Origin of the sequence: Mycolicibacterium neworleansense, assembly GCF_001245615.1 — a bacterium.
In the GTDB taxonomy this organism is placed as follows: domain Bacteria; phylum Actinomycetota; class Actinomycetes; order Mycobacteriales; family Mycobacteriaceae; genus Mycobacterium; species Mycobacterium neworleansense.
In genome coordinates this window covers 248,107-273,153 of the sequence record NZ_CWKH01000002.1, presented here as the reverse complement: position 1 = coordinate 273,153, position 25,047 = coordinate 248,107, and the positions used below count along the sequence as shown (strand labels likewise).

Here is a 25,047-nt window from a genome sequence, read left to right as displayed (position 1 = left end):
AGCTAGCGCTCGGCGTGCAGGCCTGGCCACCAGATCCGTGGGCCGATCAACGTGAACAGCGCGGGAATGATGACGGTACGCACCACGAAGGTGTCCAGCAGGATGCCCAGGCCGACGATGATGCCCAGCTGCGTCAGCACGATCAGCGGCAGGACGCCCAGCACGCAGAAGACCGCTGCCAGCACCACGCCGGCACTGGTGATCACCGCACCGGTGGCCGACACCGCGCGCACGATGCCTTGCCGCGTGCCGTGTTCGGGGGTTTCTTCGCGCGCCCGGGTGACCAGGAAGATCGTGTAGTCCACGCCTAGGGCCACGAGGAACAGGAACGCGAACAGCGGGGTGCTGTTGTCCAGGGCCGGGAAGCCGAACACGTGCACGCTGGCCCAGCCGCCGAGTCCGAGCGCGGCCAGCGCGCTGAGCACGGTAACCCCGACCAGGACCAGCGGCGCAAGCACCGAGCGCAGCAGCAGGTAGAGCACCGCAAGCACCACCGCCAGGATCGCCGGGATCACCACCAGCCGGTCGCGTTGGGCTGCCGCGGCCGTGTCCCTGGCCTGGGCGTCGGACCCACCCACGAGTGCGGTGCGGTCCGCGGAATGCACCGAATCGCGCAGGGCGTCAATGGTTTCGAATGCCTCGTCGGAGGCGGGTTCGGCTTTGAGCACCACCGACCACTGGCTCAGCCCGTCCGGGGACTGCCCGACCGGCGCGGCGGACACGACGCCGGGGGTGTCGGTGATGGCCCGTTGCACCGCACCAGCCTTCGCGGTGGAAGCGATGACGCGGGTGGGGTCGGTCAGGCCGCTGGGGAAATGCGCGGCCAGGGTCTGGTAGCCGGTCACCGATTCGGCGTTGACGCGGAACTGCTCGGTCTGTGTCAGCCCGATCGGTGTGGCCAGCAGGGCGGTGCACAGCACGGCCAGGCCGGCCAGCGAGGCCACCGCAACGCGGGCAGGCTTGCGTGCCACCGAGTCCGCAATCCGGTGCCAGATACCACTTTCGGTCAGCGGTGTGGCGCCGACCTTGGGGATGAACGGCCAGAACAGCCGCTTGCCGCACAGGGCGAGCAGCGGCGGCAGCACCACGAGGACGAAGATCGCGGCGACCACCAGACCGGATGCGGCCTGTACGCCGAGGCTGCGGTTGCTCGGCGCGGAGGCGAACAGCAGGGTCAGCAGGGCCAGCACCACGGTGGCGTTGCTGGCCACGATCGCCGGGGCGGCGGCGCGCAGCGCCACCGTCAAGGCTTCGCGATGCTGGTCGGTCCGCCCGAGTTCCTCCCGGTACCGCGAGATCAGCAGCAACGCATAGTTGGTGCCAGCGCCGAACACCAGCACGCTGGTGATGCCCGATGTCGACCCGTCCGGGCTCAGGCCCAATCCGGAGGCCACCGCGGTCCCGACGACGGCGCCCACACGGTCGGCGAAGGCGATGACCAGCAGCGGCACCAGCCACAGCACCGGCGAGCGGTAGGTGACGATGAGCAGCAGGGCTACCACCGTCGCGGTCACCGCGAGCAGTGTGATGTTGGCTCCGGCAAACGAATTGGCGATGTCGGCGCCGAACGCGGGGCCGCCGGTGATCTCGGCCCGCAGCCCGGCGGGTAAGCCGTTGGTGGCGGTGGTGCGCAGATCCTTGACGGCGTCGTTCAGCGCGAACCCGGACAGGCCGGACTTCAGCGGCACGGTGGCCACCGCGGCCTTGCCGTCGTTGGCGACGATGACCGGCGGGCCGGGCGCATCGGACATCCGGTGGCGCGCATCGGCGGTGGCGTCGACGTCGGTGATGGTGAGTTCGCCGCCGTCGGTGCGGGTCACCACGAGGATCGCCGGAACCTGATCTCCGCCGGGGAACTTGGCACGCAGGGCGTCGGCGCGCGCCGACTCGGCATCGGAGGGAACGGCGACCGGTGACTGAGAGGCGGCGTCGCTGCCGCTGAGCAGGCCCAGCAGACCGCCGGAGACCACCACGACCAGTACGGCCAGCCACGCCAAACGTTTAATCACGATTCAGTGTTGCCTCTTCCAGATCGAGCCCATGCAGCACAGTACGCAGGACCTCGTCGTCGATGTGGCCTGCGTCGCGCTCGGCGATGAACGTGTCGCGTTCGGCGGCAAGCATTTCCAGTCGCAGCCGGCGGAATGCCGACGCCGGGCTCTCGCCGATGTCGGCGTCGTCGCGTCCCAGCCGCTCCCACGCGGCGTTGCGGCGCCGGGTGTTCCACGCCCGCAGCACGTCGGCGGCACGTTCGGGCACGTCGTTGGTGGCCGGTTGTTCGGCCATCAACGTGTCGAGCCGTTCTGCCGCGGCGCGGGCCGCCTTGTCCTGGGCCGCGGCGGTGGCGATCGCATCGCTGTGCGCCTCGTCGCCCTGGGCACCGAGCACCCGGATGAACCACGGCAGCGTCAGCCCGTGCAGCAACAGCGTCCCGACCACGACCACGAAGGTCAGGAACACCAACTGCGGGCGGCCGGGGAACGGATCGCCGGCCAGGGTGGTGGCGGGAACACCGAAGGCCGCGGCCAACGAGACCACGCCGCGCATGCCCGCCCAGGCCACCACGAACAACTGCCCGGTGGACGGTGCGGGCTCGTGGGAGCAGAGCTTCTTGGACAGCAGCCGGGGTATGTACGTCGAGCCGTATACCCACACGATCCGCACCCCGATCACCGCGGTGAGCACGGCCGCCGACGAGATCGCCAGGGTTGCTGCCGAGATGCCGGCCAGTTCGCCGATCACCTTGGGCAGCTGCAGACCGATCAACAGGAACGCGAACGATTCCAGGATCAGCTGCAGGGCCTTCCACACCGCCTTGTCCTGGAGCCGGGTGGCATACCCGGCCTGCGTCTCCCGCTGGCCCAGCAGCAGGGCCGCCACCACGACGGCCAGCACTCCCGAGCCGTGGATCTCCTCGGCGAGCAGGTAGATGAAGAACGGGGCCACCAGGCCGATCGCGCTCTCGACCAGCGGGTCGTCGAGCCGGGTGCGGACGTAGTGCACCGCCATCCCGATCACCCCGCCGACCACGACGCCGCCGACCGCGGCCAGCGCGAAGGTCACCAAGCCGCTGCTCCAGGTGGCCGCCGTCCCGATCGCGGCTCCCAGGGCGACCTTGTAGGCGGTCAGCGCGGTGGCGTCGTTGAGCAGGCTCTCCCCGCCGAGCAGGGTCATGGTGCGCCGGGGCAGGCCGAGCCGACGGCCGACCGCGGTGGCCGAGACCGCGTCGGGCGGGGCCACGATGGCGCCGAGGGTCAGCGCCGCGGCGACGGTCAGTTCCGGCACCGTGTGGTAGGCCACGATGCCGACGACGAACGTCGTGGCCAGCGGCAACCCGACGGCCAGCAGCCCGATCGGCCGGATGTTGCGGCGCAGCGCCACGTAACTGCTCTCCAGCCCCGCCGACCACAGCAGCGGCGGCAGGATCACGAACAGCACAAGCTCGGGATCCAGATGGACATCGTCGAAGCCGGGCAGCGCGCTGCAGGCCAGCCCGGCCACCACGAGCGCCAGCGGCGCCGAGACGTCGAAGCGGCGCGCGACGGCGGCCAGCAAGACTGCGGCGACCAGCGCCGCCAGGAGTGAGGCACCCACGTTGTCGTTCCTCCTTCGTGTGCCGTGCCTATCCTTGATCAACATGTTGAGGAGATCACGTCGGCGTGAGCAGAATCCGGCGCCTCGCACCTGTGCGCATCTCGACGCCGAGGTCGACGAGCCGCAACCGTTGACCCCCGGACATTGCCAGGAATGCGAGGAGCTCGGCGAGAGCAACTGGGCGCATCTGCGGATGTGCATGGCGTGCGGCCACGTCGGTTGTTGTGACTCGAGCCCGCATCAGCATGCCACCAAGCACTTTCAGCAAAGCGGTCATCCGGTCATGCGTTCGGCGGAGCCCGGCGAGAGTTGGCGTTGGTGCTATATCGACCATCGGGTCGGGTGACGATCTGGCAGGCTGGTGTGTGCGATGAGTGAATCGATTGAGGACGCGCAGACCGATGACCTGACCGACGATCAGGTCGACGGCGCCGAAGATGCTCCGGCCGAGGCCACCCCGTCTGACAATGGACGGGAAGTCGTCAAACCCGCCGACTCGGCGGCCACGGTTCTGCTGCTGGGGTCGGGCGATCTGAGCCGTGAGCTGGCGCTGGCCTTCCAGCGGCTGGGCGGCGTCGTCGTCGCCGCCGACCGGTACTACGCACCTGCGCACGGCGTCGCGGACCGCTCGGCGGTGATCAAGATGAACGACGCCGAGGAACTCGCCGCGCTGATCGAGCGGGAGAAGCCGCGTTATGTGGTGGCTGAGTCGGGTGTCATCGCCGCCGACGCACTGATCGCGGTGGCCGAACGAGGCGACATCGAGGTGCTGCCGGCCCCGCGCAGCATCCGGCTCAGTCAGGACCGCGAGGGTCTGCGCCGGCTGGCATCGGACGAGCTGGGCCTGCCCACCGTGCCGTTCTGGTTCGCCGGGTCGGTCGACGAGTTGACCGCGGTGGCCGAGCATGCCGGCTTCCCGCTGGTGGTCAAGCCGGTGGTGGGCGCGCAGCGCGACGGTGAGTCGGTGCTGCTGCGTCCCGATGACGTCGAGCCGGCCTGGCAGCGGGCCACCACCGCCGGACACATGGCGCACAACCGGGTGCTGGCCGAGTCCGTCGTCGAGGTCGAATACGAGATCACGATGCTGACCGTGCGCACCACCGGGCCGAGCGGTCCCGGCGTGCAGTTCTGCGAGCCGATCGGGCACCGCCAGGTGGGTACCGATGTGCTGGAGTCGTGGCAGCCTCAGCCGCTGTCACCGGCGGCGCTGGACGCCGCGAAGTCCATCTCCGCGCGGATCGTCAACTCGCTGGGCGGACGCGGCGTCTTCGGGGTCGAGCTGCTGGTTCAGGGCGACGACGTGTACTTCTCCGACGTCCGGATCCGTCCGCACGACAGCGGCCTGGTGACGCTGCGTTCGCAGCGGTTGTCCGAGTTCGAGATGCATGCCAGGGCGATCCTGGGGCTGGCGGTGGACACCATCATGATCTCGCCGGCGGCCGCCGAGGTCAGCTACGGCGGGGCCGATGCCGGCGAGCCGTCAGCCGACATCAGCACGGTGTTGGGTGAGGCGTTGGCCACCTCGGAGAGCGATGTGCGGCTGTTCGGCCGCCCGGGTGAATCCGAGGCCCCGCGCCGTCTGGGGGTCGCGCTGGCCACCGCTCCCGACGTCATCATCGCCCGTGACCGTGCGCGCCGGGTCGGCACCGCGCTGCGCAAGCTGTGGTAGGCCGGGATGACTGAGGACGAATCGGGGGCCGATCGGCCCACGATGGCGCCGTTCCTGGGTGCCCTGGCGGTCATTGTGCTCGCGGTGATCGTTGTGGTCCTGCTCAACACGTTCGGCAGCGACGGGCGGAGCGAGGAGCAGAAGGTAAGCCTCGCGGCGGTCGGCCAGAACGACGCCCTGCAGCGCGAGAGTTTCCGCGAATTCTCCGATTACACCTGCGCCGCCCAGCGGGTTCCCGAGGCAGATTTCATTGCCCGCCAGCGCGATTCGGTGGCCAAGAAGGGTGCCAGGTACGTGGACGACGTGACTGACGTGCGCGTCGAGGGTGACCGGGCCACCGCGAAGGTGGTCTACCACTTCGGCAACACCCCCGACGCCAAGGTGAACAGCGAGACGTCCTTCGTGCGTGAGGACGGCCAATGGCGCGTCTGTTCGAGTATGGGAGACTCACGCCCGTGAGCTATGCGGGAGATATCACGCCTGAGGAGGCCTGGAAACTTCTGAGTGAGAACTCCGAGGCCGTGCTGGTGGACTGTCGCACCGACGCCGAATGGCGGTTCGTCGGTGTGCCGGACCTGTCCACCCTTGAGCGTGACGTGGTGTACGTGGAGTGGAACCGGACCGACGGCAGCCACAACGATGCGTTCGTCGATGATCTCGTCACGTCCGGGGTGACCCCGGGTGAGCGGCCGGTGGTGTTCCTGTGTCGCTCCGGCAACCGTTCGATCGGCGCTGCCGAGGCCGCCACCGCCGCCGGCATCGCGCCGTCCTACAACGTGCTCGACGGGTTCGAGGGCAATCTCGACGAGAACCGCCACCGCGGCGGTACCGGCTGGAAGGCAGTCGGTCTGCCTTGGAAACAAAGTTGAGTAGCAGAGTCGAAAACAACATGACTGACATCCCATCTGTCCGGATCCCGGCTGCCCTGCCCGAGGGCGTCAGCCAGGCCACCATCGGCGTGCGCGGCGGCCTGCTGCGATCGGAGTTCGAGGAAACCGCCGAGGCGATGTACCTGACCTCGGGCTACGTCTACGAATCCGCGTCGGCGGCCGAGAAGGCGTTCACCGGCGAGATCGACCGCTTCGTCTACTCCCGCTACGGCAACCCGACCATCTCGATGTTCGAGGAGCGGCTGCGGCTCATCGAGGGCGCTCCGGCCGCGTTCGCGACCGCCACCGGCATGGCGGCGGTGTTCACCGCGCTGGGCGCGCTGCTGGGGGCCGGTGACCGCCTGGTGGCCGCCCGCAGCCTGTTCGGGTCCTGCTTCGTGGTGTGTAACGAGATCTTGCCGCGCTGGGGTGTGGAGACCGTGTTCGTCGACGGCGACGACCTCTCGCAGTGGGAGGAAGCCCTGTCGGTGCCCACCCAGGCCGTGTTCTTCGAGACGCCGTCCAACCCGATGCAGTCCCTGGTGGACATCGCGGCGGTGTCGGAACTGGCGCATGCCGCCGGTGCAAAGGTGGTGTTGGACAACGTCTTTGCCACCCCGCTGCTGCAGCAGGGTATCCCGCTCGGTGCGGATGTGGTGGTGTACTCGGGCACCAAGCACATCGATGGGCAGGGCCGCGTGCTCGGCGGGGCGATCCTGGGCGACCAGGAGTACATCGACGGCCCGGTGCAGAAGCTCATGCGCCACACCGGCCCGGCGATCAGTGCGTTCAACGCCTGGACGCTGCTGAAAGGCCTTGAGACGCTTTCGGTCCGGGTGGATTACTCGAACCGGTCGGCGCAATCGGTGGCTGAGTTCCTGGAGGCGAAGGCCGGCGTGAACTGGGTGAAATACCCGTTCCTGCAATCGCATCCGCAGTACGACCTGGCCAAGCGGCAGATGCGTGGCGGCGGCACCGTCGTCACCTTCGAACTGGATGGCGGCAAGGACCGCGCCTTCGAGGTGCTCGACAAGCTGCGCGTCATCGACATCTCCAACAACCTGGGCGACGCCAAGACGCTGATCACCCACCCGGCCACCACCACACACCGGGCCATGGGTCCGGAGGGCCGTGCCGCCATCGGGCTGGGCGACGGCGTGGTCCGCATCTCCGTCGGCCTGGAGGGCACCGAGGACCTGATCGCCGACCTGGACCAGGCGCTGGGCTAGGCGTGTCCAAGGGTTCCGACGCCAAGAAGGCCCGCCGCCGCAAGCGGCAGGCCACTCGGAGCGTGAGCCGGGTGTCGGCGGAATCAGTCGAGCAGCTGGCCGACATCCCCGACGCTGTCGTGGCCGATCTGGCCGAGTTCGATGAGCGAATCACCGCACGCGGCTGGACTTTTGACGAGGAAGAGTCCAACGACGACTTCGCGGTGTGGTTCTACGAGCCGTCCGGGGCCGAGGTGGACGACGGCCTCGCGGTGACCTCGCTGTGGCTGGATGCGGCCGAAGACGGCGAGATCGTGCGGGTGGTGTTCGTCGGCAGTGTCGAGCGCTATGAGTTCACGCACGAGGAACTGCTCGGCGGTGCCCTCGACGTGATCGAGGGCTACCGCGCGGGCCGGCCGCTGCCGGAATTCGGCTAGGACTTTCTGTCGGAATCGATGACGCCCTGGGCTGACTGTGCCCGGTCCTCATAGCTCTTGCGCTTGGCGGCGTCGAACTCCAGGAACACGTTGTCCAGGCCCAGCGCCTTGTTCATCCAGCGGCGGCCCTTGGGCGGCAGCATCTGCGCGGCCTGCGCGGTGAAGCGCAGCGGCGGCGGCACCGATACGTGCGTCTTGGGCTTGTTGAGCGTCTTGATGATCGCGGCAGCGATGTCTTCGGGCTCGACCGGCTTGATCGCTCCACCGGACTTGGTGCCCGAGATCAGGTCGGTGTTGGTGAACGGCGGCATGACCACGGAGACGTCCACGCCGTGCGGGGCCATCTCGTCGGCCAGCGCGGTGGACAGTCCGACGACGGCGTACTTGGCGCCGACGTAGACCACCTGACCCGGCAGCGGGATCAAGCCCGACAGCGAGGCGATGTTGATGATGTGGCCGCTGCGGCGCTTCACCATCTCCGGCAGCGCGAGCTGGCAGCCGGTGAGCACGCCGTAGACGTTGACCTCGATGTTGGACCGGATCGACTGCTCGGTCTGCTCCAGGAACGGGCCGACCGGCATGACACCGGCGTTGTTGATCAGCACGTCGATGTGGCCGCCGCCGTCGGTGCGGGCCTTGTCGAGGAACGTCGCGAACGATTCGCGGTCGGTGACGTCGAGCGGGTAGCCGGAGACTTGGCCGAGCTTGGTCAGCTCGACGACGGCCGACTCCTGAAGTGCCACGTCACGGTCACCGATGACGACGCGGGCGCCACGGGCCAGCAGGGCCTTGGCGGTGGCGTAACCGATGCCGCGGGCGGCGCCGGTGATCGCGATGGTCTTGCCCCTGATGTTGTCCATGGCGGCGAACTTTACACGTGTCAAGTTTTGCGCGGAAGGGGGTGGCGGAGGCGGCGTAGTCTGGGCGGGCGTGATGGCGAATGGCACCGATCAGCAGACAACTCCCGAGACGGTTGAAGGATTCTCCGAACGGATCACGTCGGTGATCGACAGCGCAGGGTTGACACTCCTGCTGAGTCTCGGCCACCAGGCCGGGCTGTTCGACGCCATGGCGAAGCTGCCGTCGGCCACCAGCACCGAGATCGCCGACGCGGCCAGCCTCGATGAACGTTACGTCCGCGAATGGCTCGGCGGCGTCGTCGCCGCACGCGTGGTCGACTACGACGCGGAGTCTTCCACGTATCGGTTGCCCGCCCACCGCGCCGAGGTGCTGACGCGTGCCGGCGGCCTGAACAATCTGGCGCGTCTGGCCCAGTACGTCCCGCTGATGTGCGAAGTCGAGCAGAAGATCCTGGGCTGCTTCCGCGATGGCGGCGGTCTGAGCTACGACGACTATCCGCGCTTTCACACCGTGATGGCCGAGCGGAGTAGCGAGGTGTTCGATGCCGCCCTGATCGATGCGGTGCTGCCCCTGGTCGACGGCCTGCCCCGCCGCTTGGAAAGCGGTATCGATGTTGCCGACTTCGGTTGTGGCAGTGGGTATGCCATCTGCCTGATGGCGCAGGCATATCCGGCCAGTCGCTTTACCGGCATCGATTTCTCCGAGGAGGCGACCGCCACCGGGGCGGCCGCCGCAGCGCAACATGGGTTGACCAATGCCTCGTTCCTGCCTGCCGACTTGGCGGCCCTGGATCAGACGGCCGCGTACGACCTCATCACCGCATTCGACGCGATCCACGACCAGGCGCAGCCGGCCCGGGTGCTGGAGAACATCTACCGCGCCCTGCGGCCGGGTGGCGTGCTGGTGATGGCCGACATCAAAGCTTCCAGTCGGCTGGAGGACAACATCGGCGTCGCCATGAGTACGTACCGTTACGCCGTGTCACTGACGCATTGCATGTCGGTGTCGCTGGGCCTGGGAGGCTCCGGGCTGGGCACGATGTGGGGCAGGCAGCTGGCCGTGTCGATGCTGGCCGACGCCGGGTTCAGCGACGTCGAAGTCGCCGAGCTCGAGCAGGACCCGTCGAACTATTACTACCTCGCCAGGAAGTAGGCGAGGCGGACAGGCTTTGAATCAGGCTGATCGTGGTTGGAATGGTGCGGCCCGCCGTGCGTTGGAAATGCTGTGGGTATGGAAACGGTGGTTAAGTCAGCCCCCGTGAGTGGTGTGCGGTTCCTTGCGGTCGGCCTGGATGATCCTCTGGCGGTCCCGCTGCTGTCCGAGTTGTCGGTGGAGTACTCGGGGCGCTACGGCGGGACGCCCGATCAGATGTTGGGCTGGCTGCGGGGGAAGTCCGCCGACGAGTTCGCCCCGCCCGGCGGCGGACTGTACATCGGCGTGCTCGACGGCGTTCCGGTCACCGGCGGGGCGTTCACCCGCTTCGACGCCGAGACGGCAGAACTCAAGCGCATCTGGACCGACAGCCGCTTCCGGAAGCGTGGGTACGGCAGGGTGCTGCTCGCCCACCTTGAATCCGAAATCTCCGCGCGCGGGTATCGGAGGGTCTACCTGACCACGGGTCACCTGCAGCCGGAGGCGGAGGCGCTCTATGACTCCGCCGGGTACACCCGGCTGACGGTGCCGCTCCCGCCGGAGGGGGAGGGGACGGTCTTTCCGATCGCGTTCGAGAAGGAGCTGACGTGACGGTCCCGCTCTCGATTCTCGACCTGTCACCGATCAGCGCGGGCAGTGACGCCGCCACGGCGCTACGCAACACCGTCGACCTGGCTCGCCACGCCGAACAGTGGGGCTACCAACGGTATTGGGTCGCCGAGCATCACTTCGTGTCGGTGGCCAGCTCGTCGCCCGCGGTTCTGGTGGGACAGATCGCCGCGGCCACCGAACGGATCAGGGTCGGCACCGCGGCCGTGCAACTCGGCCATACGACCGCGATCGCGGTGGCGGAGAGTTTCGGGACTCTGGCCGCGTTCCATCCAGGCCGGATCGATCTGGGTGTGGGCCGCTCGGGCCAGAAACGCGCCGAGGCGGTGCGGGACAAGCCGCGTGAGCCGAGGCCGCCGCGTGAATGGCACGAGATCGACGGCGTGGTGATCCCGGCACCCTTCGACATCGCCGCGCTGATGCGTGATCCGCGGTTGCGCGCCCGCATGGCGGTGCTGCAGCAACCAGAGGCGGTAGCACCGGATTTCGCCGAACAGGTGGACGACATCCTGGACATGCTGGCCGGCCGGTATTCGGTCGGCACGGCCGTTCCCGGCGCGGGCGCCGCTCTTACCCCGTGGGTTTTCGGCAGCAGTAAAGGCCAGAGCGCCCGCGTCGCCGCCGCGCGCGGGCTGCCGTTCGTGGCCAGCTATCACATCACGCCGGCCACCGCGCTGGAGGCAATCGAGGTGTACCGCAACGGATTCACGCCGTCGAAACACCTGTCCGAGCCGTACGTGGTGGTATCGGCCGATGTGGTGGTGGCCGACGATGAAGCCACCGCACGCTATCTGGCGTCCAGCTACGGCCAGTGGGTGTATTCGATCCGGGCCGGCGGCGGCGCGGTGCCCTACCCGGACCCGGCCGACTGCGCACCGCTGACCGACGAGCAGCTGGATGTGGTCCGGGACCGTACCGCAACACAATTCGTCGGTGACCCCGATCAGGTGGCCGCGCGGCTGGAGGCCCTGCAGCGGGTCAGCGGGGCCGACGAACTCGTCATCACCTCGGTGACGCACCGGCACGAGGACCGGTTGCGCTCCCACCAGCTGATAGCGCAGCGGTGGGGCAGCTAGCGGCTAGGCTGACCCTCGGAGCTGTCGTCGCCGCTGGGGGTGTGTTTGCCGAGTCTGCAGGTAATCGTGGGATCGTTGCTGCTGGCAGCGGCTGTGGTGGTGTTCGCGACCGGCGTGGCTTTGCGAGTGTTCATCGGTCGCCGGGCGGACTCGGCCGAATCGCGGCGGCGGATGCACGCGTTTCGCCGGACCAAGTTTGCCCGGGTGCTCTTCGGATCGGTGTACGACGACGAGGTGTTCGACCCCGACGAACTCGACCAGATGGTCCTGATGCCCACAATCGTGCTGGCCTGCGGCTTGTGCCTGACCGGGTTCTTCCTGCTGGGCTACCGCATCCTGCAGCACTAGGCTTGCCGGGCCGCCGCGGTGTCGGCGGCGTCGGCCATTGCGATGTGTCCCTCGAAACCCAGAGATACCGCCATGGAGCGATAGCGACTCACCAACGTCCGGTAGGCGACATCATCGCCGACGGCCCGAGCCAACAGACCGCGTAGGCGTATCGCCCAGATGTCGCGTACCGCCCAGGCTGCCGGACCCGCCAGGCTCTCCACGCGGTCGATCACAGCCTCGGCTTCTGCCACGTCGCCTTCGGCGCAACGCTCCAACAGGGTTTCAGCGAGATTGACCAGTGTCATCATGCCGGTCGCGGTCTGCCCCGATCGGATCAACTCCTCGACGCTCGCCCGAAGCATTGGGACGGCGCCTTCATGGTCGCCGCGCCGCGCCATTTCGTAGGCGATCGCGGTGTCGGCGACGGGCACCAGAAAGAGCCGTGTCTTCTCTCGCACCCAGCTGTCGCGTATCTGGACCAAGATGTCGCTTCCACGGACACGATCGGCGGGGTCATCCGCGGCGACCAACGCGAGTCCGAGGAAGCACTTCGCACTACCCAAAGCGGTGTCATCGATCGTCTTCTCGGCCACCTGGATGGCATCCTCGATCTCGCGTGTCATCGCGGGCTCGGCCCGCAGCACGCGCATGGAGACGGCGGGACCGTAAGCACTAGCAGCGACCAATGCGTGGGTGACCGGATCGGTGCTGCGGGCCAGTGCTGCGGCACCATCCAGGTCCTGTCGCCACCCCGGCAGGCCAAGCGCGTACCGCGCGTGCCCACGGAACGAGCATGCCGCCGCCAACGGTGAGCCCATCCCGAAATTGGACCCCATGGTCGCGTCGTCTGCGGCCAGGTCGATGACCATCTGCGACCAGTTCAACAAATCGTGGTACTCACCGGTGACGGCCTTGACGGACATGGGTGGGTAGGCCATGCCGACGGTGAGCGCGGGATCGCCGATCGAATCCAGGAGCGCCATCTGCTCGGACGCCAGCTGCGATGCGCGCTTCGCGTCGCCGGGCCAAAACACCGCGGTGAGCTGGGCACTCAGGGCAAGTGTCAATGAGGCCTTGTCGCCTGTCTCGTCGCACAATTTGCGGAGCTCGTCGAGATCGCTGTCTGCGTCCGGACCTGATGCCCGCCACGAACTGACGCACAGCATGCTGCGGGCAGCGATGCGCATCGCGGGTCGTGCGCTGTCGCCGGCAGGTAGCGCGTCGGCGATGAGGCGCGCTCGTTTCCAGCTCATCCGGGCTGCGGCGATATCACGATTGGTCGACCATGCTCCGGCGCGCATGTGCCAATCGAACGCGGCGTGGAGGTCTCCGGCCGCCTCGAGATGCTCGGCGATCAGCGCGGCGTCCGGATCGGCCAAGTCCGGGCCCCGAGATTCAGCGCGAGTTTGAATGGCCGCGGCGAGTCGCCGGTGGACCTCCGCGCGATCCGATTGCAGCTGCGATTCGTAGGCAACGGTGCGGATGAGGGGGTGCCGGAAGGTGTAGGCGATGCCGGCGATATCGCTGTTCTGGTCGATGAGCTCGGCCCGGAGTAGTTCATCGAAAACCGGCTCGGTCCCGATGGCGGCCAGCAACTCTGCGTCGAATCGGGTTCCGACCACCGAGGCGGCATTCAACGTCCGCTTGCCGCGGACGTCCAACCGGTCGATTCGGGCTTCGATGGCTGCCTGCACGGTGACGGGCACGGGCACGTCGGCGGTGTCCGCATGACACAAGTAGCGACCCCGATCGCCTTCGAGCACGCCCCGCTGGACGAGGTCCCGCACCATCTCCTCGGCGAAGAACGGGTTGCCGGCCGCCCGCCGGCGGACCGCCGCCGCCAGATCGCGGACCGAGGGATCCGTCCCCAACACGTCGTCGAGCAGTGTCAACGTCTGCGCCTCGCTGAGCGGTGCGAGTGTCATCGCTTGAGTTTCGGGTAGCTGCCTCAAGATCCCGTGGTACTCGGGACGGTAGGTGACCATGGCCATCGAGTAGCTATGCGGAATGCCCGTCAGGAAATCCGCGAGCATGGCTTCGCTGACCTCGTCGATCCAATGGGCGTCCTCGACGATGTAGAGCACGGGTCTGGGTTCAGCGATCGGCGCAGCATTGATCAATGCGAGCAGCCGCTGCCGTCTGGCATCGGGAGCGATGGTGGGCAATGCGACATCGGGGTCGGCGATGCCGAGCAGATCGTCGAACATCAGCAGATCCACCGGGTCAGCGTCGCTGAACCGGGCGCGGACCCGGGCCCGGGCCCAGGGACCCTCCCGGTCCCCGATGCCGGTCATGGCGCGCAGTAACCGAGTCGCAAGGTGGAACGGGACATTGCCGGCGTGCGATTCGCAGGAACACCAGATCACGTCGACGCCGCGGACGGCCGCGAGTGCTGCTGCCTCCCTGGACAACCGGGACTTGCCGACTCCCGGTGGCCCTGCCAACCCGACCACGACGCCGCGACCGGTCAACGAGCGGTCCAGCATTGTTTCGAGGGCGGCGATCTCCGATTGACGCCCGACCAGCCTCGGCTCCACACCCCCGACAAGCCCGTGGTGTGATCGGATGGCCCTCAGTCGGCGGGCCGCTATCGGCTGGGTGGCCCCTTTGATGTGGACCAGCTGAGTTTCGTCGAGCTCCGCAGCATGTTCGACCAAGCGGGCGCTGGACTCACTGAGCATCACACCGCCCGGCGGGGCGACTGACTCCATCCGCTGCGCCAAACCGACCTGCTCGCCGACCGCAGTGTAACCCGGTATGCCCGAACCGATTTCGCCCGCAACGACCTGACCGGAATTCAGGCCGATCCGTAGGCGGAGCTCGATCCCGTCGCGTTTCCCGACATCGGCGGCGAATCTGCGTGCCTCTGCCTGAATCCCCAGTGCCGCCAGGCATGCCCGCATGGCGTGGTCCTCCAACGCCTGTGGGGCGCCGAAGACCGCCATCAAACCGTCGCCGGTGAACTTGTCCATCGTGCCGCCGAACCGCTGAATTACTGCCACACCGCGTCCGACCAACTCGCCCATGATCTCCCGCAGCCGTTCTGGGCCCACAATTGTGGCGACTTTCATCGATTCCACGACATCGGCGAACAGGACCGTGGCTTGTTTGAACTCGGCACTGCTGGCCGGTCGGCGCAATGAGGAGCCGCAGGCGTCGCAATACCGGGCTGCGGCCCTCGAAGGGGCGGCGCCACACGATGGGCAGGCAATCGCCGTTCCGGTCATCCGAGTCCTTCCACGGTCTCGGAATGCTTACGGGTGCGATATTAAGCGCGTCGGTGGGCCGATGTTGCCTGTTCAGCGGCGTCGGCGATCGATCCGCGCCACACCGGCCCGTGCCCGGGCAGCATCACGTCGGCCTCCACGGCAGCGAGCGCCTTCAGACTGGTCAGGCACCCTGCCTCATCGTGGTTGAACAGTGCCGGCAGCAGCGTCGGGCCGGTCTGCTTCAGCAGCGGGTGCCCGGTGACCAGGGCGTCGCCGCTGACCAGTACCCCGTCGACGATGTACGAGCAGTGCCCGCCGGTGTGTCCCGGGGTGGGCACCGGCACCGGGCTGCCCGGCAGATCGTCCTTGTCGGTCAGCGCCTGTGCGGTCGGGATGCCGGCGTGGTTCATGCCGCCCTTGGCGGTGATGGTGGCCGCCCACTTCAGCCAGCGGGGCTGCCAGATGTTGCGCACCACATCGGCCGGCGCGGCCTGCTCGAGATACTCACGCTTGGCGTGCCCCAATTCGGAGTCATGGCAAAAGACCGGTGTGCCATGGGTTTTCGCCAGCCAGATGGCGGTTCCGAAGTGATCGATGTGGGCATGGGTCAGCAGGACCGCGGCGATGTCGTCGACGGTGAAACCGAGGCTGCGGACAGTGCCGATGACGTCCTCGCGCTGCCCTGGGAACCCGGCGTCGATCAGCAGGACCCGATTCCCGTCGGTCACCAGCGTCCAGTTCACCAAGTCGGTTTGGGCGAAGTGCACATGTTCGGTGATCGCGGTCAGGGCTGCTGCCATGTCGCGAGTTTAAGCATAGGAGTAGAAACGAACCCGTGGCTGAACTGAAACTGGGATACAAGGCATCGGCGGAGCAGTTTGCCCCGCGTGAACTCGTCGAGCTGGCAGTGCTGGCCGAAGCAGCGGGCATGGACAGCGCGACGGTGAGCGACCATTTCCAGCCCTGGCGCCACGAGGGCGGGCATGCACCGTTCTCGCTGGCCTGGATGACGGCGGTGGGCGAGCGTACCGAGCGGTTGGTGCTGGGTACGTCGGTGCTCACGCCGACGTTCCGGTACAACCCGGCGGTGATCGCACAGGCCTTCGCGACGATGGCGTGCCTGTACCCAGACCGCATCTTCCTGGGTGTGGGCACCGGTGAGGCGCTCAACGAGATCGCCACCGGCTACATCGGTGAGTGGCCGGAGTTCAAGGAGCGCTTCGCGCGGCTGCGCGAGTCGGTGAAGCTCATGCGTGAACTGTGGGTGGGCGACCGCGTCGACTTCGACGGCGAGTACTACAAGCTCAAAGGCGCCTCGATCTACGACGTGCCCGAAGGTGGCGTGCCGGTCTACATCGCCGCGGGTGGTCCCGTGGTGGCAAAGTACGCCGGCCGTGCCGGTGACGGCTTCATCTGCACCTCTGGCAAGGGCGAGGAGCTGTACAAGGACAAGCTCATCCCCGCGGTGAAGGAGGGCGCCGAGGCCGCCGGGCGCAACGCCGACGACATCGACCGGATGATCGAGATCAAGATCTCCTACGATCCGGACCCCAAGCTGGCCCTGGAGAACACCCGGTTCTGGGCACCGCTGTCGCTGACGCCGGAGCAGAAGCACTCGATCGACGACCCGATCGAAATGGAGAAGGCCGCCGACGCGCTGCCCATCGAGCAGGTCGCCAAGCGCTGGATCGTCGCCTCGGATCCCGATGAGGCGGTCGAGAAGGTCGGCCAGTACGTCAAGTGGGGCCTGAACCACCTCGTGTTCCACGCACCCGGGCATGATCAGCGTCGTTTCCTCGACCTGTTCAAGAAGGATCTGGAGCCCCGGCTGCGCAAGCTGGGCTAGCGACGGGTTCCCCCCTGCACCGCGAGCGTGCGCGCAATGCCGGCAGTTGTCTGCGTGTTGACCAGCAGACACGCACGCTCGCGCGGCAAGGTTAGGCGCTGCTCACCGAGCGTTGCACCGCGCCGACCGCGCCATGGCTTGTCGCCGTGAGCCTGACCCGGTCGGCGCGGAACAGGTCGCAGGCGTACTCGAATGGCTCACCGCTGCTGTCACGCGTGATGCGGGTGATGGCCAAAAGCGGCTTGCGGTGCGCGACGTCCAGCCACTGGGCCTCGCGCGGGCTGGCGCTGACCACTTCGATGGTCTCGGTGGTGACGGCAGGTGTCAGGCCGTACCGCACCCGCAACAACTCATAGAGTGACCCGCCGAGCGGCTGTTCCAGCAGGTCGTCCATCCGCTCGGCGGTGAAGCAGGACAGATCCACCGACAGCGGCACTCCGTCGGCGAAGCGCAGCCGCCGAACCGTGAATATCTCTGCGCCATCGTCGATTTCGAGCGCGTGTGCCTCCACGGCGGTGGCCGCCCTGCGGTCGGTCGCCAGCACCCGTGTGGCGCTGCTGTGGCCGCCGCTGCGCAACCGGGCCGGAAGCCCGGCCAACTCGGCGGCATTGCGTTCCACCACGTCGGCCCGCACGAATGTGCCCCCGTTGCGCCCGGTGCGACGCTCCAGCACACCGGCCTGGCTCAGCGGCAGCAGTGCACTGCGCAGCGTGGACCGCGACACCGCGAATTCCTCCGCCATCTCCCGCTCGGTGCCCAGCCGCGAGCCGGGACGCAGGGTGCCCTGGGCCAGCATGGACAGGATGCGCCGGCGCACGTCCTCGGCGACCGGGCCACCGGATGTCAGGGGCATGCCCCGAGTGTGAACCAAATCGGGCCAGCGGAGCAGACCAAAAGGCACCGATTTACCTGGCCGTTGCACGATTCCCAGTTTGGAAACATTGCCGCAACAAAGGGCTTGACCCGCAACAAGTTTCGAGTTGCCCATCGACCTGGGCGGGATAACAATGTGCTGCGTCGCACCACAAAGCCGTCGTCGACGCCAAACAATCAGACCAAATAGTGGTCCGAAAACCGTCCTTCAGTTAGGACCCGCAATGAGCGAGATCATCGATCCGCCGGCTCCGTCCGGTGCCTCCATCCAACGCCTCAAACCCAACGCCGTGGGACTGGTCGGCGTGCTGTTCATGGCGGTCGCCACGGCCGCCCCCATCACGGCCATGGTCGGCAACGTGCCGATCTCGGTGGGCTTCGGCAATGGCGCCTATGCGCCCGCCGGCTATTTCGTCGCCACCATCGTGCTGACCCTGTTCGCCATCGGTTATGCGGCGATGAGCAAGCACATCACTTCGACCGGCGCCTTCTACGGGTACATCTCGCACGGCCTGGGTCGCGTCGTCGGACTGGGCGCGGGCTTCCTGACCGCCTTGGCGTACATGGTGTTCGAGGCGTCGCTGATCGGCATCTTCTCGTTCTTCGGCAACGATCTGTTCAAGTCGTTCTTCGGCATCGACGTGCCGTGGGTCATCTTCGCCGTGGTGATGCTGGCCGTGAACGCCGTGCTGACCTACTTCGACATCAACCTGGCCGCCAAGGTGCTCGGCGTTTTCCTGATCACCGAGATCGTCATGCTGGCCATGATGGCGCTGTCGGTGGTGTTCACCGGCGGCGGCCCGCAGGGCTGGTCGCTGGGATCGCTCAACCCGCTCAACGGTTTCCAGAGTCTCTCGGGTGAGGTGGCCGGTGTCGACGGCAGCATGATCACCGTCGCCGGATCGGCCGGCGTCGGTCTGTTCTTCGCGTTCTGGTCGTGGGTGGGCTTCGAGTCAAGCGCCATGTATGGCGAAGAGTCGCGAAATCCCAAGAAGATCATCCCGATCGCGGTCATCTGTTCGGTCGTCGGCATCGGCGCGTTCTACATCCTGGTTTCGTGGCTGGCGATCGTCGGCACCGGCCCGCAGAATGCGATCGCGCTGGCGCAGGATCCGGCCACCGCGGGCAACATCTTCTTCAACCCGGTGCACGAGCATCTGGGACAGTGGGCCGTCGACCTGTTCAAGATCCTGTTGATGACGGGCTCGTTCGCCTGCGGCATGGCGTTCCACAACTGTGCCGCGCGCTACCTCTACGCCATCGGACGAGAGAACGTCATCCCGGGGATGCGCAAGACGATCGGCGCCACTCACCCGGTGCACGGCTCACCGCACATCGCCGGATTCGTGCAGACCGGTTTCGCCACCGTGGTGGTGCTGTTCTTCGATCTGACGTGGCGCGACCCCTACACCGGGCTGTACGGCCTGATGGCATTGCTGGGCACCACCGCCATCATGATCGTGCAGGCCCTGGCGGCCTTCTCGGTGGTCTCGTACTTCCACGTGCAGAAGCGGCATCCCGAGACCGCGAACTGGTTCACCACGTTCCTGGCACCGCTGCTGGGCGGGGTCGGCATGCTCTACGTCATCTACCTGCTCGCCAAGAACGCATCGTTTGCTGCGGGTTCGGCCGCGTCGGACTGGATCTTCACCTCGATCCCGTATGTTGTCGGCATCGTCGGAATCGGTGGCGTGCTGTGGGCACTGTTCCTCAAATTCAGGGATCCGCAACGCTATTCCGATCTCGGGCGCACAGTGTTGGAAGAAGCACACGAGCGTTGAGCCGAAAGGGAGCGCCATGAGTTTTTCGAACATCATGGACTCCAACAGCTATTCGGGGGGTCTGGCGACCGACCCTGACACCGAAAGGCTGATCGAAGCACGCACCCATCTGCTGGGCCCGGCGTACCGGCTGTTCTACGAACGGCCGGTACACCTGGTCCGGGGCAGCGGCAGCCACCTGTTCGACGCCGACGGCGCGCGTTACCTCGACGCGTACAACAACGTCGTCAGCGTCGGGCACTGCCACCCCCGCGTGGTGGCCGCGATCACGCGCCAGGCCGAGACGCTCAACACCCACACCCGGTATCTGCACGACGGCATCGTGGAATACTCGGAGCGGCTCTTGGCCACGTTCCCGGCGGAAGTCGACCAGGTCATGTATGCCTGTACCGGCTCGGAGGCCAACGACCTGGCCTTGCGGGTGGCCCAGATGTACACCGGCGCACGCGGTGTGATCGTGACCCGCGATGCCTACCACGGCAATACCGAAGCGGTGACGGCGATTTCACCGTCGCTCGGTGGCGCCACCGCGATCGGTCCCCATGTGCGTGCCGTGGCCGCACCGGACAGTTACCGCTCGGGTACCGACGTGGCGGACCGGTTCCTCGCCGATGTTCAAGCCGCGATCGCCGAGCTGAAGGCGGCGGGTCACGGCGTGAGCTGTCTGATCGTGGACACCTTCTTCTCCTCCGACGGCATCTATCCCGATCCCTCGGTGCTGGCACCGGCGGTGGCGGCGGTGCGGGCGGCCGGTGGCGTGTTCATCGCCGACGAGGTGCAGCCCGGCTTCGGTCGTACCGGGGAGGCGATGTGGGGTTTCACCCGCCACGGCGTGGTGCCGGACCTGGCCACCATGGGCAAGCCGATGGCCAACGGGTTGCCGGTGGCGGCGATGGCCGCCCGCAGTGAGGTGCTCGAGGCGTTCGCCCGCGAGGTGCCGTACTTCAACACCTTCGGCGGCAACCCGGTGTCCATGGCCGCGGCGAGCGCGGTGCTCGACGTCATCGAGGACGAGGAGTTGATGGACAACGCCGCCCGGGTCGGCGCGGCGCTGCGCGACGAGCTGGGCCGGGTGACCGCCGGGAACCCGCGGATCGGTGACATCCGCGGGGCCGGGCTGTACGTCGGCGTGGAGATGGTGGCCGATCCCGAGCTGAGGACACCCGATCGGGCAGGAGCCCACGACCTGGTCAACGCGATGCGTGACCGCAACGTGCTGATCTCGGTGTGCGGTGCGGACGGGAACGTGCTCAAGGTGCGGCCGCCATTGGTGTTCTCGGACAGCGACGTGGACTGGTTCTGCACGGAATTTGCGGGGGCGGTGGCGGCGCTGGGTTGATCTAGGGAATGCTGGAGCGGTGCCGGATGGGAACATCGCGACCGCGATCTATGTAGCGTCACCCGAAGGGGACACCGGTAAATCGACCATTGCGCTGGGGATTCTGCACCGTCTCGCCGCGACCGTGCCCAGGGTGGGGGTGTTCCGGCCGATCACGCGCCTCGGCGAGGATCGTGACTACATCCTGGAATTGCTGCTGGCCGGGACCACCGCGGGGCTGAGTTACGACGACTGCGTCGGCGTCAGCTACCAGCAGGTGCACGAAGATCCCGAAGTCGCCATCGCCGACATCGTCGACCGGTTTCACCGGGTCGCCGAGCAGTGCGACGCGGTGCTCATCGTCGGCAGCGACTACACCGACGTCGCCACCCCCAGTGAGCTGAGCATGAACGCGCGCATCGCGGTCAACCTGGGCGCGCCCGTGGTGCTCGCGGTCAAGGCCGCTGACCGGACGCCAGATGAGGTCGCCCATGTGGTCGAGGTGTGCCTGGCCGAGTTGAACCATCAGCATGCGCACGCCGCCGCGGTGGTCGCCAACCGGTGCGACCCCGCGCAGTTGACCGCGGTGGCGCAGGCCCTCAAACCGCTCGGTCCGCCCGCCTACGTGCTGCCCGAGGAGCCGTTGCTGGTGGCGCCGTCGGTGGCCGAACTGCAGGTGGCGGTCGACGGCACGATGATCGCCGGCGATGCTGAGCTGTTGTCCCGCGAGGCGATGGGTGTGCTGGTGGCGGGCATGACCGCCGAGCATGTGCTGGAGCGGCTCACCGAGGGGGTCGCGGTGGTGACCCCGGGCGACCGGTCCGACGTGGTGCTGGCCGTGGTGAGTGCCCATGCCGCAGAGGGATTTCCGTCGCTGTCCTGCATCATCCTCAACGGCGGGCTCGAACTGCATCCGGCGATCGCCTCGCTCGTCGAAGGGCTGGGGCTGCGGCTGCCCATCGTGGCCACCGAGTACGGAACCTTCGAGACCGCGAGCCGCGTCGCCGGTGCCCGCGGCCGGGTCACCGCGAAATCGCAGCGCAAGATCGACACCGCGCTGGCGTTGATGGACAAGCACGTCGACGTCAACGACCTGCTCGCGCAGCTGAGCATCCCGATCCCCGCGGTCACCACGCCGCAGATGTTCACCTACCAACTGCTCGACCAGGCGCGCTCGGACCGCAAGCGCATCGTCTTGCCCGAGGGCACCGACGACCGCATCCTCAAGGCCGCGGGCCGGCTGCTGCAGCATGAGGTGGCCGAGCTGACCATCCTCGGTGAGGAAAGCCAGATCCGTTCCCGGGCAGCTGAACTCGGCGTGAACATCGACGCGGCCGTCGTGCTCGATCCGCGCACGAGTGAGTTGTGCGACCAGTTCGCCGAGCAGTACGCGGAACTGAGACGCAAAAAGGGCGTGACGGTCGAGCAGGCCCGCGAGATCATCCACGACGTCTCGTATTTCGGCACCATGCTGGTGCACAACAAGATGGTGGACGGCATGGTGTCGGGTGCCGCGCACACCACCGCGCACACCGTGCGACCGGCCTTCGAGATCATCCGTACCGCGCCCGGAATATCGACGGTGTCGAGCATCTTCCTGATGTGCCTGGCCGATCGGGTGCTGGCCTACGGTGACTGCGCCATCGTGCCCGACCCGACTTCGGAACAACTGGCCGACATCGCGATCTCTTCGGCGCGCACGGCGGCGCAGTTCGGCATCGATCCGCGCGTGGCGATGCTGTCCTACTCGACCGGCACGTCGGGCACCGGTGCCGACGTCGACAAGGTCCGCGCCGCAACCGAACTGGTGCGTCAGCGCGATCCCGATCTGCTGGTCGAGGGCCCGATCCAGTACGACGCCGCGGTGGAGCCGTCGGTGGCGGCCACCAAGATGCCCGATTCGGCGGTGGCGGGCCGGGCCACGGTACTGATCTTCCCCGACCTCAACACCGGCAACAACACCTACAAGGCCGTGCAGCGCAGTGCCGGCGCCATCGCGATCGGCCCGGTGCTGCAGGGCTTGAACAAGCCGGTGAACGACCTGTCCCGCGGCGCGCTCGTGGAGGACATCGTCAACACCGTGGCGATCACGGCGATCCAGGCCCAGGGGTGCCGATGACGGTCCTGGTGGTCAACTCCGGCTCGTCTTCGCTGAAATATGCTGTGGTGAAACCAGACTCGGGCGAATTCCTGGCCGATGGCATCATCGAGCAGATCGGCTCGGCGCAGGTACCCGACCATGACGCCGCGCTGCGGGCGGCGTTCGACGAACTGGCGGCCGAAGGCCTGCACCTGGACACCCTGGACCTGGTGGCCGTCGGGCACCGGGTGGTCCACGGCGGCAAGACCTTCTACCAGCCCACGCTGGTCGATAGCGAGCTGATCGCCAAGGTCGAAGAGCTGTCTCCGCTGGCTCCGCTGCACAACCCGCCTGCCCTGCTCGGCATCGAGGTGGCCCGCAAGTTGCTGCCCGACCTGCCGCACGTGGCGGTGTTCGACACGGCGTTCTTCCACAACCTGCCCGCGGCCGCGGCGACCTACGCCATCGACCGCGAGGTGGCCGAGCACTGGGGGATCCGGCGCTACGGTTTTCACGGCACCTCCCATCAGTACGTCAGTGAGCAGGCCGCGGCGTTCCTCGACCGGCCCTACGAGTCGCTGAATCAGATTGTGCTGCACCTGGGTAACGGCGCGTCCGCATCGGCCATCGCCGGAGGCCGGCCGGTGGACACCTCGATGGGGCTGACGCCGATGGAGGGCCTGGTGATGGGCACCCGCAGCGGTGACGTCGATCCGGGCATCATCATGTACCTGTGCCGCGCGGCCGGCATGGGCGTCGAGGAGATCGACACGATGCTCAACCGCCAGTCGGGGGTGCGTGGCCTCGGCGGTGAGAACGACTTCCGCAAATTGCGCGCCCGGATCGAATCTGGTGATGACAACGCGCAATTGGCCTACGACGTCTACATCCACCGGCTGCGCAAGTACATCGGGGCATACCTGGCGGTGCTGGGCCACACCGACGTCATCAGCTTCACCGCGGGAGTGGGGGAGAACGACGCCGCGGTGCGCCGCGACGCGCTGGCCGGGCTGAGCGGGCTGGGGATCGAGATCGACGAGGAGCTCAACGCGTCACCGTCGCACGAGGCGCGCCAGATCTCCACTCCGGGTTCAGCCGTGACGGTCCTGGTGGTCCCGACCAATGAGGAGTTGGCGATCGCGAGGGCCGCGGCGGCCCTGGTCTGACAGGATTAGCCCGGCAATTGACCGTGCGTGTGTGGTGCAGAGTGTGCATGTAGGGCGCCGATTCAGCTGATGTGTCGCCGCTGATGCACGCTGGATTGTCTTTGGGCGAGGGCAGCTCGTACCCGTCGAAGGATGGCAGCTGAACCGTCTTCGGCCACCACCCGGATCACGATCCAGCCCAGATCCTTGAGCATGTCCAGTCGGCGAATGTCCGTGACGTACTGCCATCGATCGGTCCGATGCTGAATTCCGTCGTACTCGACAGCGACCGGAATCTGGGTGGCGGGAACGGGCAGCCCGTCGCGGACCAGCAGCAGTCGCAGCCAACTCTCCCTCGGCGATTGCGAGCCGGAATCCACATATGTCAGCGTGGTTTCGAGTCGGCGGAGGCCAGGGGCTCCCGGGTGCCTGCCGGCCAGTGCCTGGACGTCGGCGATCGCGCAGCCTGTTGCGTTGAACAACGCATCCAGCCGTGCGACCGCCGTACTGAGAGGGCTTCGCCGTCCGATATCGAAAGCGGTTCGCTCGCAGGTCGTCACCATGACTCCACGTCGCGAGGCCGTCTCGCCGTCGAGGAGCATGTCCCGCCGGGTGATCACGCCGTCGGGGGCACGCGGGTTCGTGTGGATCAACTCGATTGCTGTCGTCCGGTCAATCCACTTCGAGCCATGCAGCGCGGCGGCTGCCAGTCCGGCCACCACACCGTTGCGTTGCGACCATAACCATGCGCCGGTTGTGCGTTGAGTGAGCGTTGGCGTTACGTCGGCTGGAATGTAGACGTTGGGATAGAGGGCCGTGAACCGGGTCCGCAATTGGTGGCGGTTCACGGTGCCGGCGGCCAAGGCCTCGCTTCCCACGAAAGGTGCTGGGATTGCGGTCATGGATGGAGGTTCGCATCAGGGTCCGACGTGGCGGACGAGTGTGCGCTCAGGGTGAGCACGTTATCCACAGGCCGCCGCTGATGCACAG

General features: G+C 67.3%; 22 protein-coding genes. 15 read left to right on the top strand and 7 right to left on the bottom strand.

Annotation, left to right across the window (positions count from 1 at the left end; genetic code table 11):
* Positions 1–2 precede the first annotated feature (2 nt).
* Together BN2156_RS17040 and BN2156_RS17035 are read right to left on the bottom strand one after the other, a co-directional pair.
* Positions 3–2,009, bottom strand: a complete 2,007-nt coding sequence (locus BN2156_RS17040) for an MMPL family transporter (protein ID WP_162490878.1) — start codon at positions 2,007–2,009, stop codon at positions 3–5.
* Positions 2,002–3,594: a Na+/H+ antiporter gene (locus tag BN2156_RS17035; protein ID WP_090516216.1), complete on the bottom strand. Its 1,593-nt coding sequence runs from the start codon at positions 3,592–3,594 to the stop codon at positions 2,002–2,004. Before BN2156_RS17035 ends, BN2156_RS17040 begins: the two co-directional genes overlap by 8 nt.
* A 43-nt stretch (positions 3,595–3,637) precedes the next feature.
* On the opposite strand from BN2156_RS17035, the gene BN2156_RS17030 reads away from it, so the two are divergent.
* The 6 genes from BN2156_RS17030 to BN2156_RS17005 are packed head-to-tail and all read left to right on the top strand — an operon-like array spanning position 3,638 to position 7,777.
* Positions 3,638–3,940, top strand: coding sequence for a UBP-type zinc finger domain-containing protein (locus BN2156_RS17030; protein WP_090516215.1), 303 nt, complete (start codon positions 3,638–3,640; stop codon positions 3,938–3,940).
* A 24-nt stretch (positions 3,941–3,964) separates the two neighbouring features.
* Positions 3,965–5,263 carry a formate-dependent phosphoribosylglycinamide formyltransferase gene (gene purT / locus BN2156_RS17025; protein WP_090517433.1) on the top strand — a complete coding sequence of 433 codons (1,299 nt, stop codon included), beginning with the start codon at positions 3,965–3,967 and terminating at the stop codon, positions 5,261–5,263.
* 6 nt (positions 5,264–5,269) lie between these two features.
* Positions 5,270–5,722 (top strand): Rv0361 family membrane protein, encoded by a 453-nt coding sequence (locus tag BN2156_RS17020; RefSeq protein WP_090516214.1) that lies wholly within the window; start codon positions 5,270–5,272, stop codon positions 5,720–5,722.
* On the top strand, positions 5,719–6,132 hold the full coding sequence (locus BN2156_RS17015) for a rhodanese-like domain-containing protein (protein WP_090516213.1): 414 nt from the start codon (positions 5,719–5,721) through the stop codon (positions 6,130–6,132). The genes BN2156_RS17020 and BN2156_RS17015 overlap by 4 nt, the downstream gene beginning before the upstream one ends.
* A gap of 20 nt (positions 6,133–6,152) precedes the next feature.
* Positions 6,153–7,361: an O-succinylhomoserine sulfhydrylase gene (locus BN2156_RS17010; RefSeq protein ID WP_090516212.1), complete on the top strand. Its 1,209-nt coding sequence runs from the start codon at positions 6,153–6,155 to the stop codon at positions 7,359–7,361.
* A gap of 2 nt (positions 7,362–7,363) precedes the next feature.
* A complete protein-coding gene (locus BN2156_RS17005; RefSeq protein WP_090516211.1) occupies positions 7,364–7,777 on the top strand; it encodes a hypothetical protein in 414 nt (137 codons plus the stop codon).
* Here BN2156_RS17005 and BN2156_RS17000 read toward each other — a convergent pair.
* Positions 7,774–8,637 (bottom strand): SDR family oxidoreductase, encoded by an 864-nt coding sequence (locus tag BN2156_RS17000; RefSeq protein ID WP_090516210.1) that lies wholly within the window; start codon positions 8,635–8,637, stop codon positions 7,774–7,776. The two genes, BN2156_RS17005 and BN2156_RS17000, sit on opposite strands and share 4 nt — an antisense overlap.
* A 73-nt stretch (positions 8,638–8,710) precedes the next feature.
* Between BN2156_RS17000 and BN2156_RS16995 the strand changes: the two genes are divergently transcribed.
* The 4 genes from BN2156_RS16995 (at position 8,711) to BN2156_RS16980 (ending at position 11,823) form a co-directional block, all read left to right on the top strand.
* Positions 8,711–9,790: a class I SAM-dependent methyltransferase gene (locus BN2156_RS16995; RefSeq protein ID WP_090516209.1), complete on the top strand. Its 1,080-nt coding sequence runs from the start codon at positions 8,711–8,713 to the stop codon at positions 9,788–9,790.
* A 78-nt stretch (positions 9,791–9,868) separates the two neighbouring features.
* Positions 9,869–10,381 carry a GNAT family N-acetyltransferase gene (locus BN2156_RS16990; RefSeq protein ID WP_090516208.1) on the top strand — a complete coding sequence of 171 codons (513 nt, stop codon included), beginning with the start codon at positions 9,869–9,871 and terminating at the stop codon, positions 10,379–10,381.
* Entirely contained in the window at positions 10,378–11,475 is a 1,098-nt protein-coding gene (locus BN2156_RS16985; protein ID WP_090516207.1) for an LLM class flavin-dependent oxidoreductase, read from the top strand. The genes BN2156_RS16990 and BN2156_RS16985 overlap by 4 nt, the downstream gene beginning before the upstream one ends.
* A 66-nt stretch (positions 11,476–11,541) precedes the next feature.
* Positions 11,542–11,823, top strand: coding sequence for a hypothetical protein (locus BN2156_RS16980; RefSeq protein ID WP_235625381.1), 282 nt, complete (start codon positions 11,542–11,544; stop codon positions 11,821–11,823).
* Here BN2156_RS16980 and BN2156_RS16975 read toward each other — a convergent pair.
* Positions 11,820–15,032, bottom strand: a complete 3,213-nt coding sequence (locus BN2156_RS16975; protein ID WP_090516205.1) for an ATP-binding protein — start codon at positions 15,030–15,032, stop codon at positions 11,820–11,822. The two genes, BN2156_RS16980 and BN2156_RS16975, sit on opposite strands and share 4 nt — an antisense overlap.
* Before the next feature lie 41 nt (positions 15,033–15,073).
* Positions 15,074–15,814 carry an MBL fold metallo-hydrolase gene (locus BN2156_RS16970; protein ID WP_090516204.1) on the bottom strand — a complete coding sequence of 247 codons (741 nt, stop codon included), beginning with the start codon at positions 15,812–15,814 and terminating at the stop codon, positions 15,074–15,076.
* Positions 15,815–15,849: 35 nt separating this feature from the next.
* Here BN2156_RS16970 and fgd point away from each other — a divergent pair, with 35 nt between their 5' ends.
* The gene (gene fgd / locus BN2156_RS16965; RefSeq protein WP_090516203.1) at positions 15,850–16,860 is read left to right on the top strand and encodes a glucose-6-phosphate dehydrogenase (coenzyme-F420); all 1,011 of its coding nucleotides are present in this window, start codon (positions 15,850–15,852) and stop codon (positions 16,858–16,860) included.
* 91 nt (positions 16,861–16,951) lie between these two features.
* Here fgd and BN2156_RS16960 read toward each other — a convergent pair whose 3' ends face one another.
* Entirely contained in the window at positions 16,952–17,713 is a 762-nt protein-coding gene (locus BN2156_RS16960; RefSeq protein WP_090516202.1) for a GntR family transcriptional regulator, read from the bottom strand.
* A 244-nt stretch (positions 17,714–17,957) separates the two neighbouring features.
* Between BN2156_RS16960 and BN2156_RS16955 the strand changes: the two genes are divergently transcribed.
* From BN2156_RS16955 to BN2156_RS16940, 4 genes are read left to right on the top strand one after another with little or no spacing between them, the layout of a single operon-like run.
* Entirely contained in the window at positions 17,958–19,514 is a 1,557-nt protein-coding gene (locus BN2156_RS16955) for an APC family permease (protein ID WP_090516201.1), read from the top strand.
* Between the two features lie 16 nt (positions 19,515–19,530).
* Entirely contained in the window at positions 19,531–20,853 is a 1,323-nt protein-coding gene (locus BN2156_RS16950; RefSeq protein WP_090516200.1) for an aspartate aminotransferase family protein, read from the top strand.
* A gap of 19 nt (positions 20,854–20,872) precedes the next feature.
* Entirely contained in the window at positions 20,873–22,951 is a 2,079-nt protein-coding gene (gene pta, locus BN2156_RS16945; RefSeq protein ID WP_090516199.1) for a phosphate acetyltransferase, read from the top strand.
* A complete protein-coding gene (locus BN2156_RS16940) occupies positions 22,942–24,078 on the top strand; it encodes an acetate kinase (protein WP_210436659.1) in 1,137 nt (378 codons plus the stop codon). Before pta ends, BN2156_RS16940 begins: the two co-directional genes overlap by 10 nt.
* Positions 24,079–24,140: 62 nt before the next feature.
* Here BN2156_RS16940 and BN2156_RS16935 read toward each other — a convergent pair whose 3' ends face one another.
* On the bottom strand, positions 24,141–24,959 hold the full coding sequence (locus BN2156_RS16935) for a putative endonuclease domain-containing protein (RefSeq protein ID WP_090516198.1): 819 nt from the start codon (positions 24,957–24,959) through the stop codon (positions 24,141–24,143).
* Between the last annotated feature and the right edge of the window lie 88 nt (positions 24,960–25,047).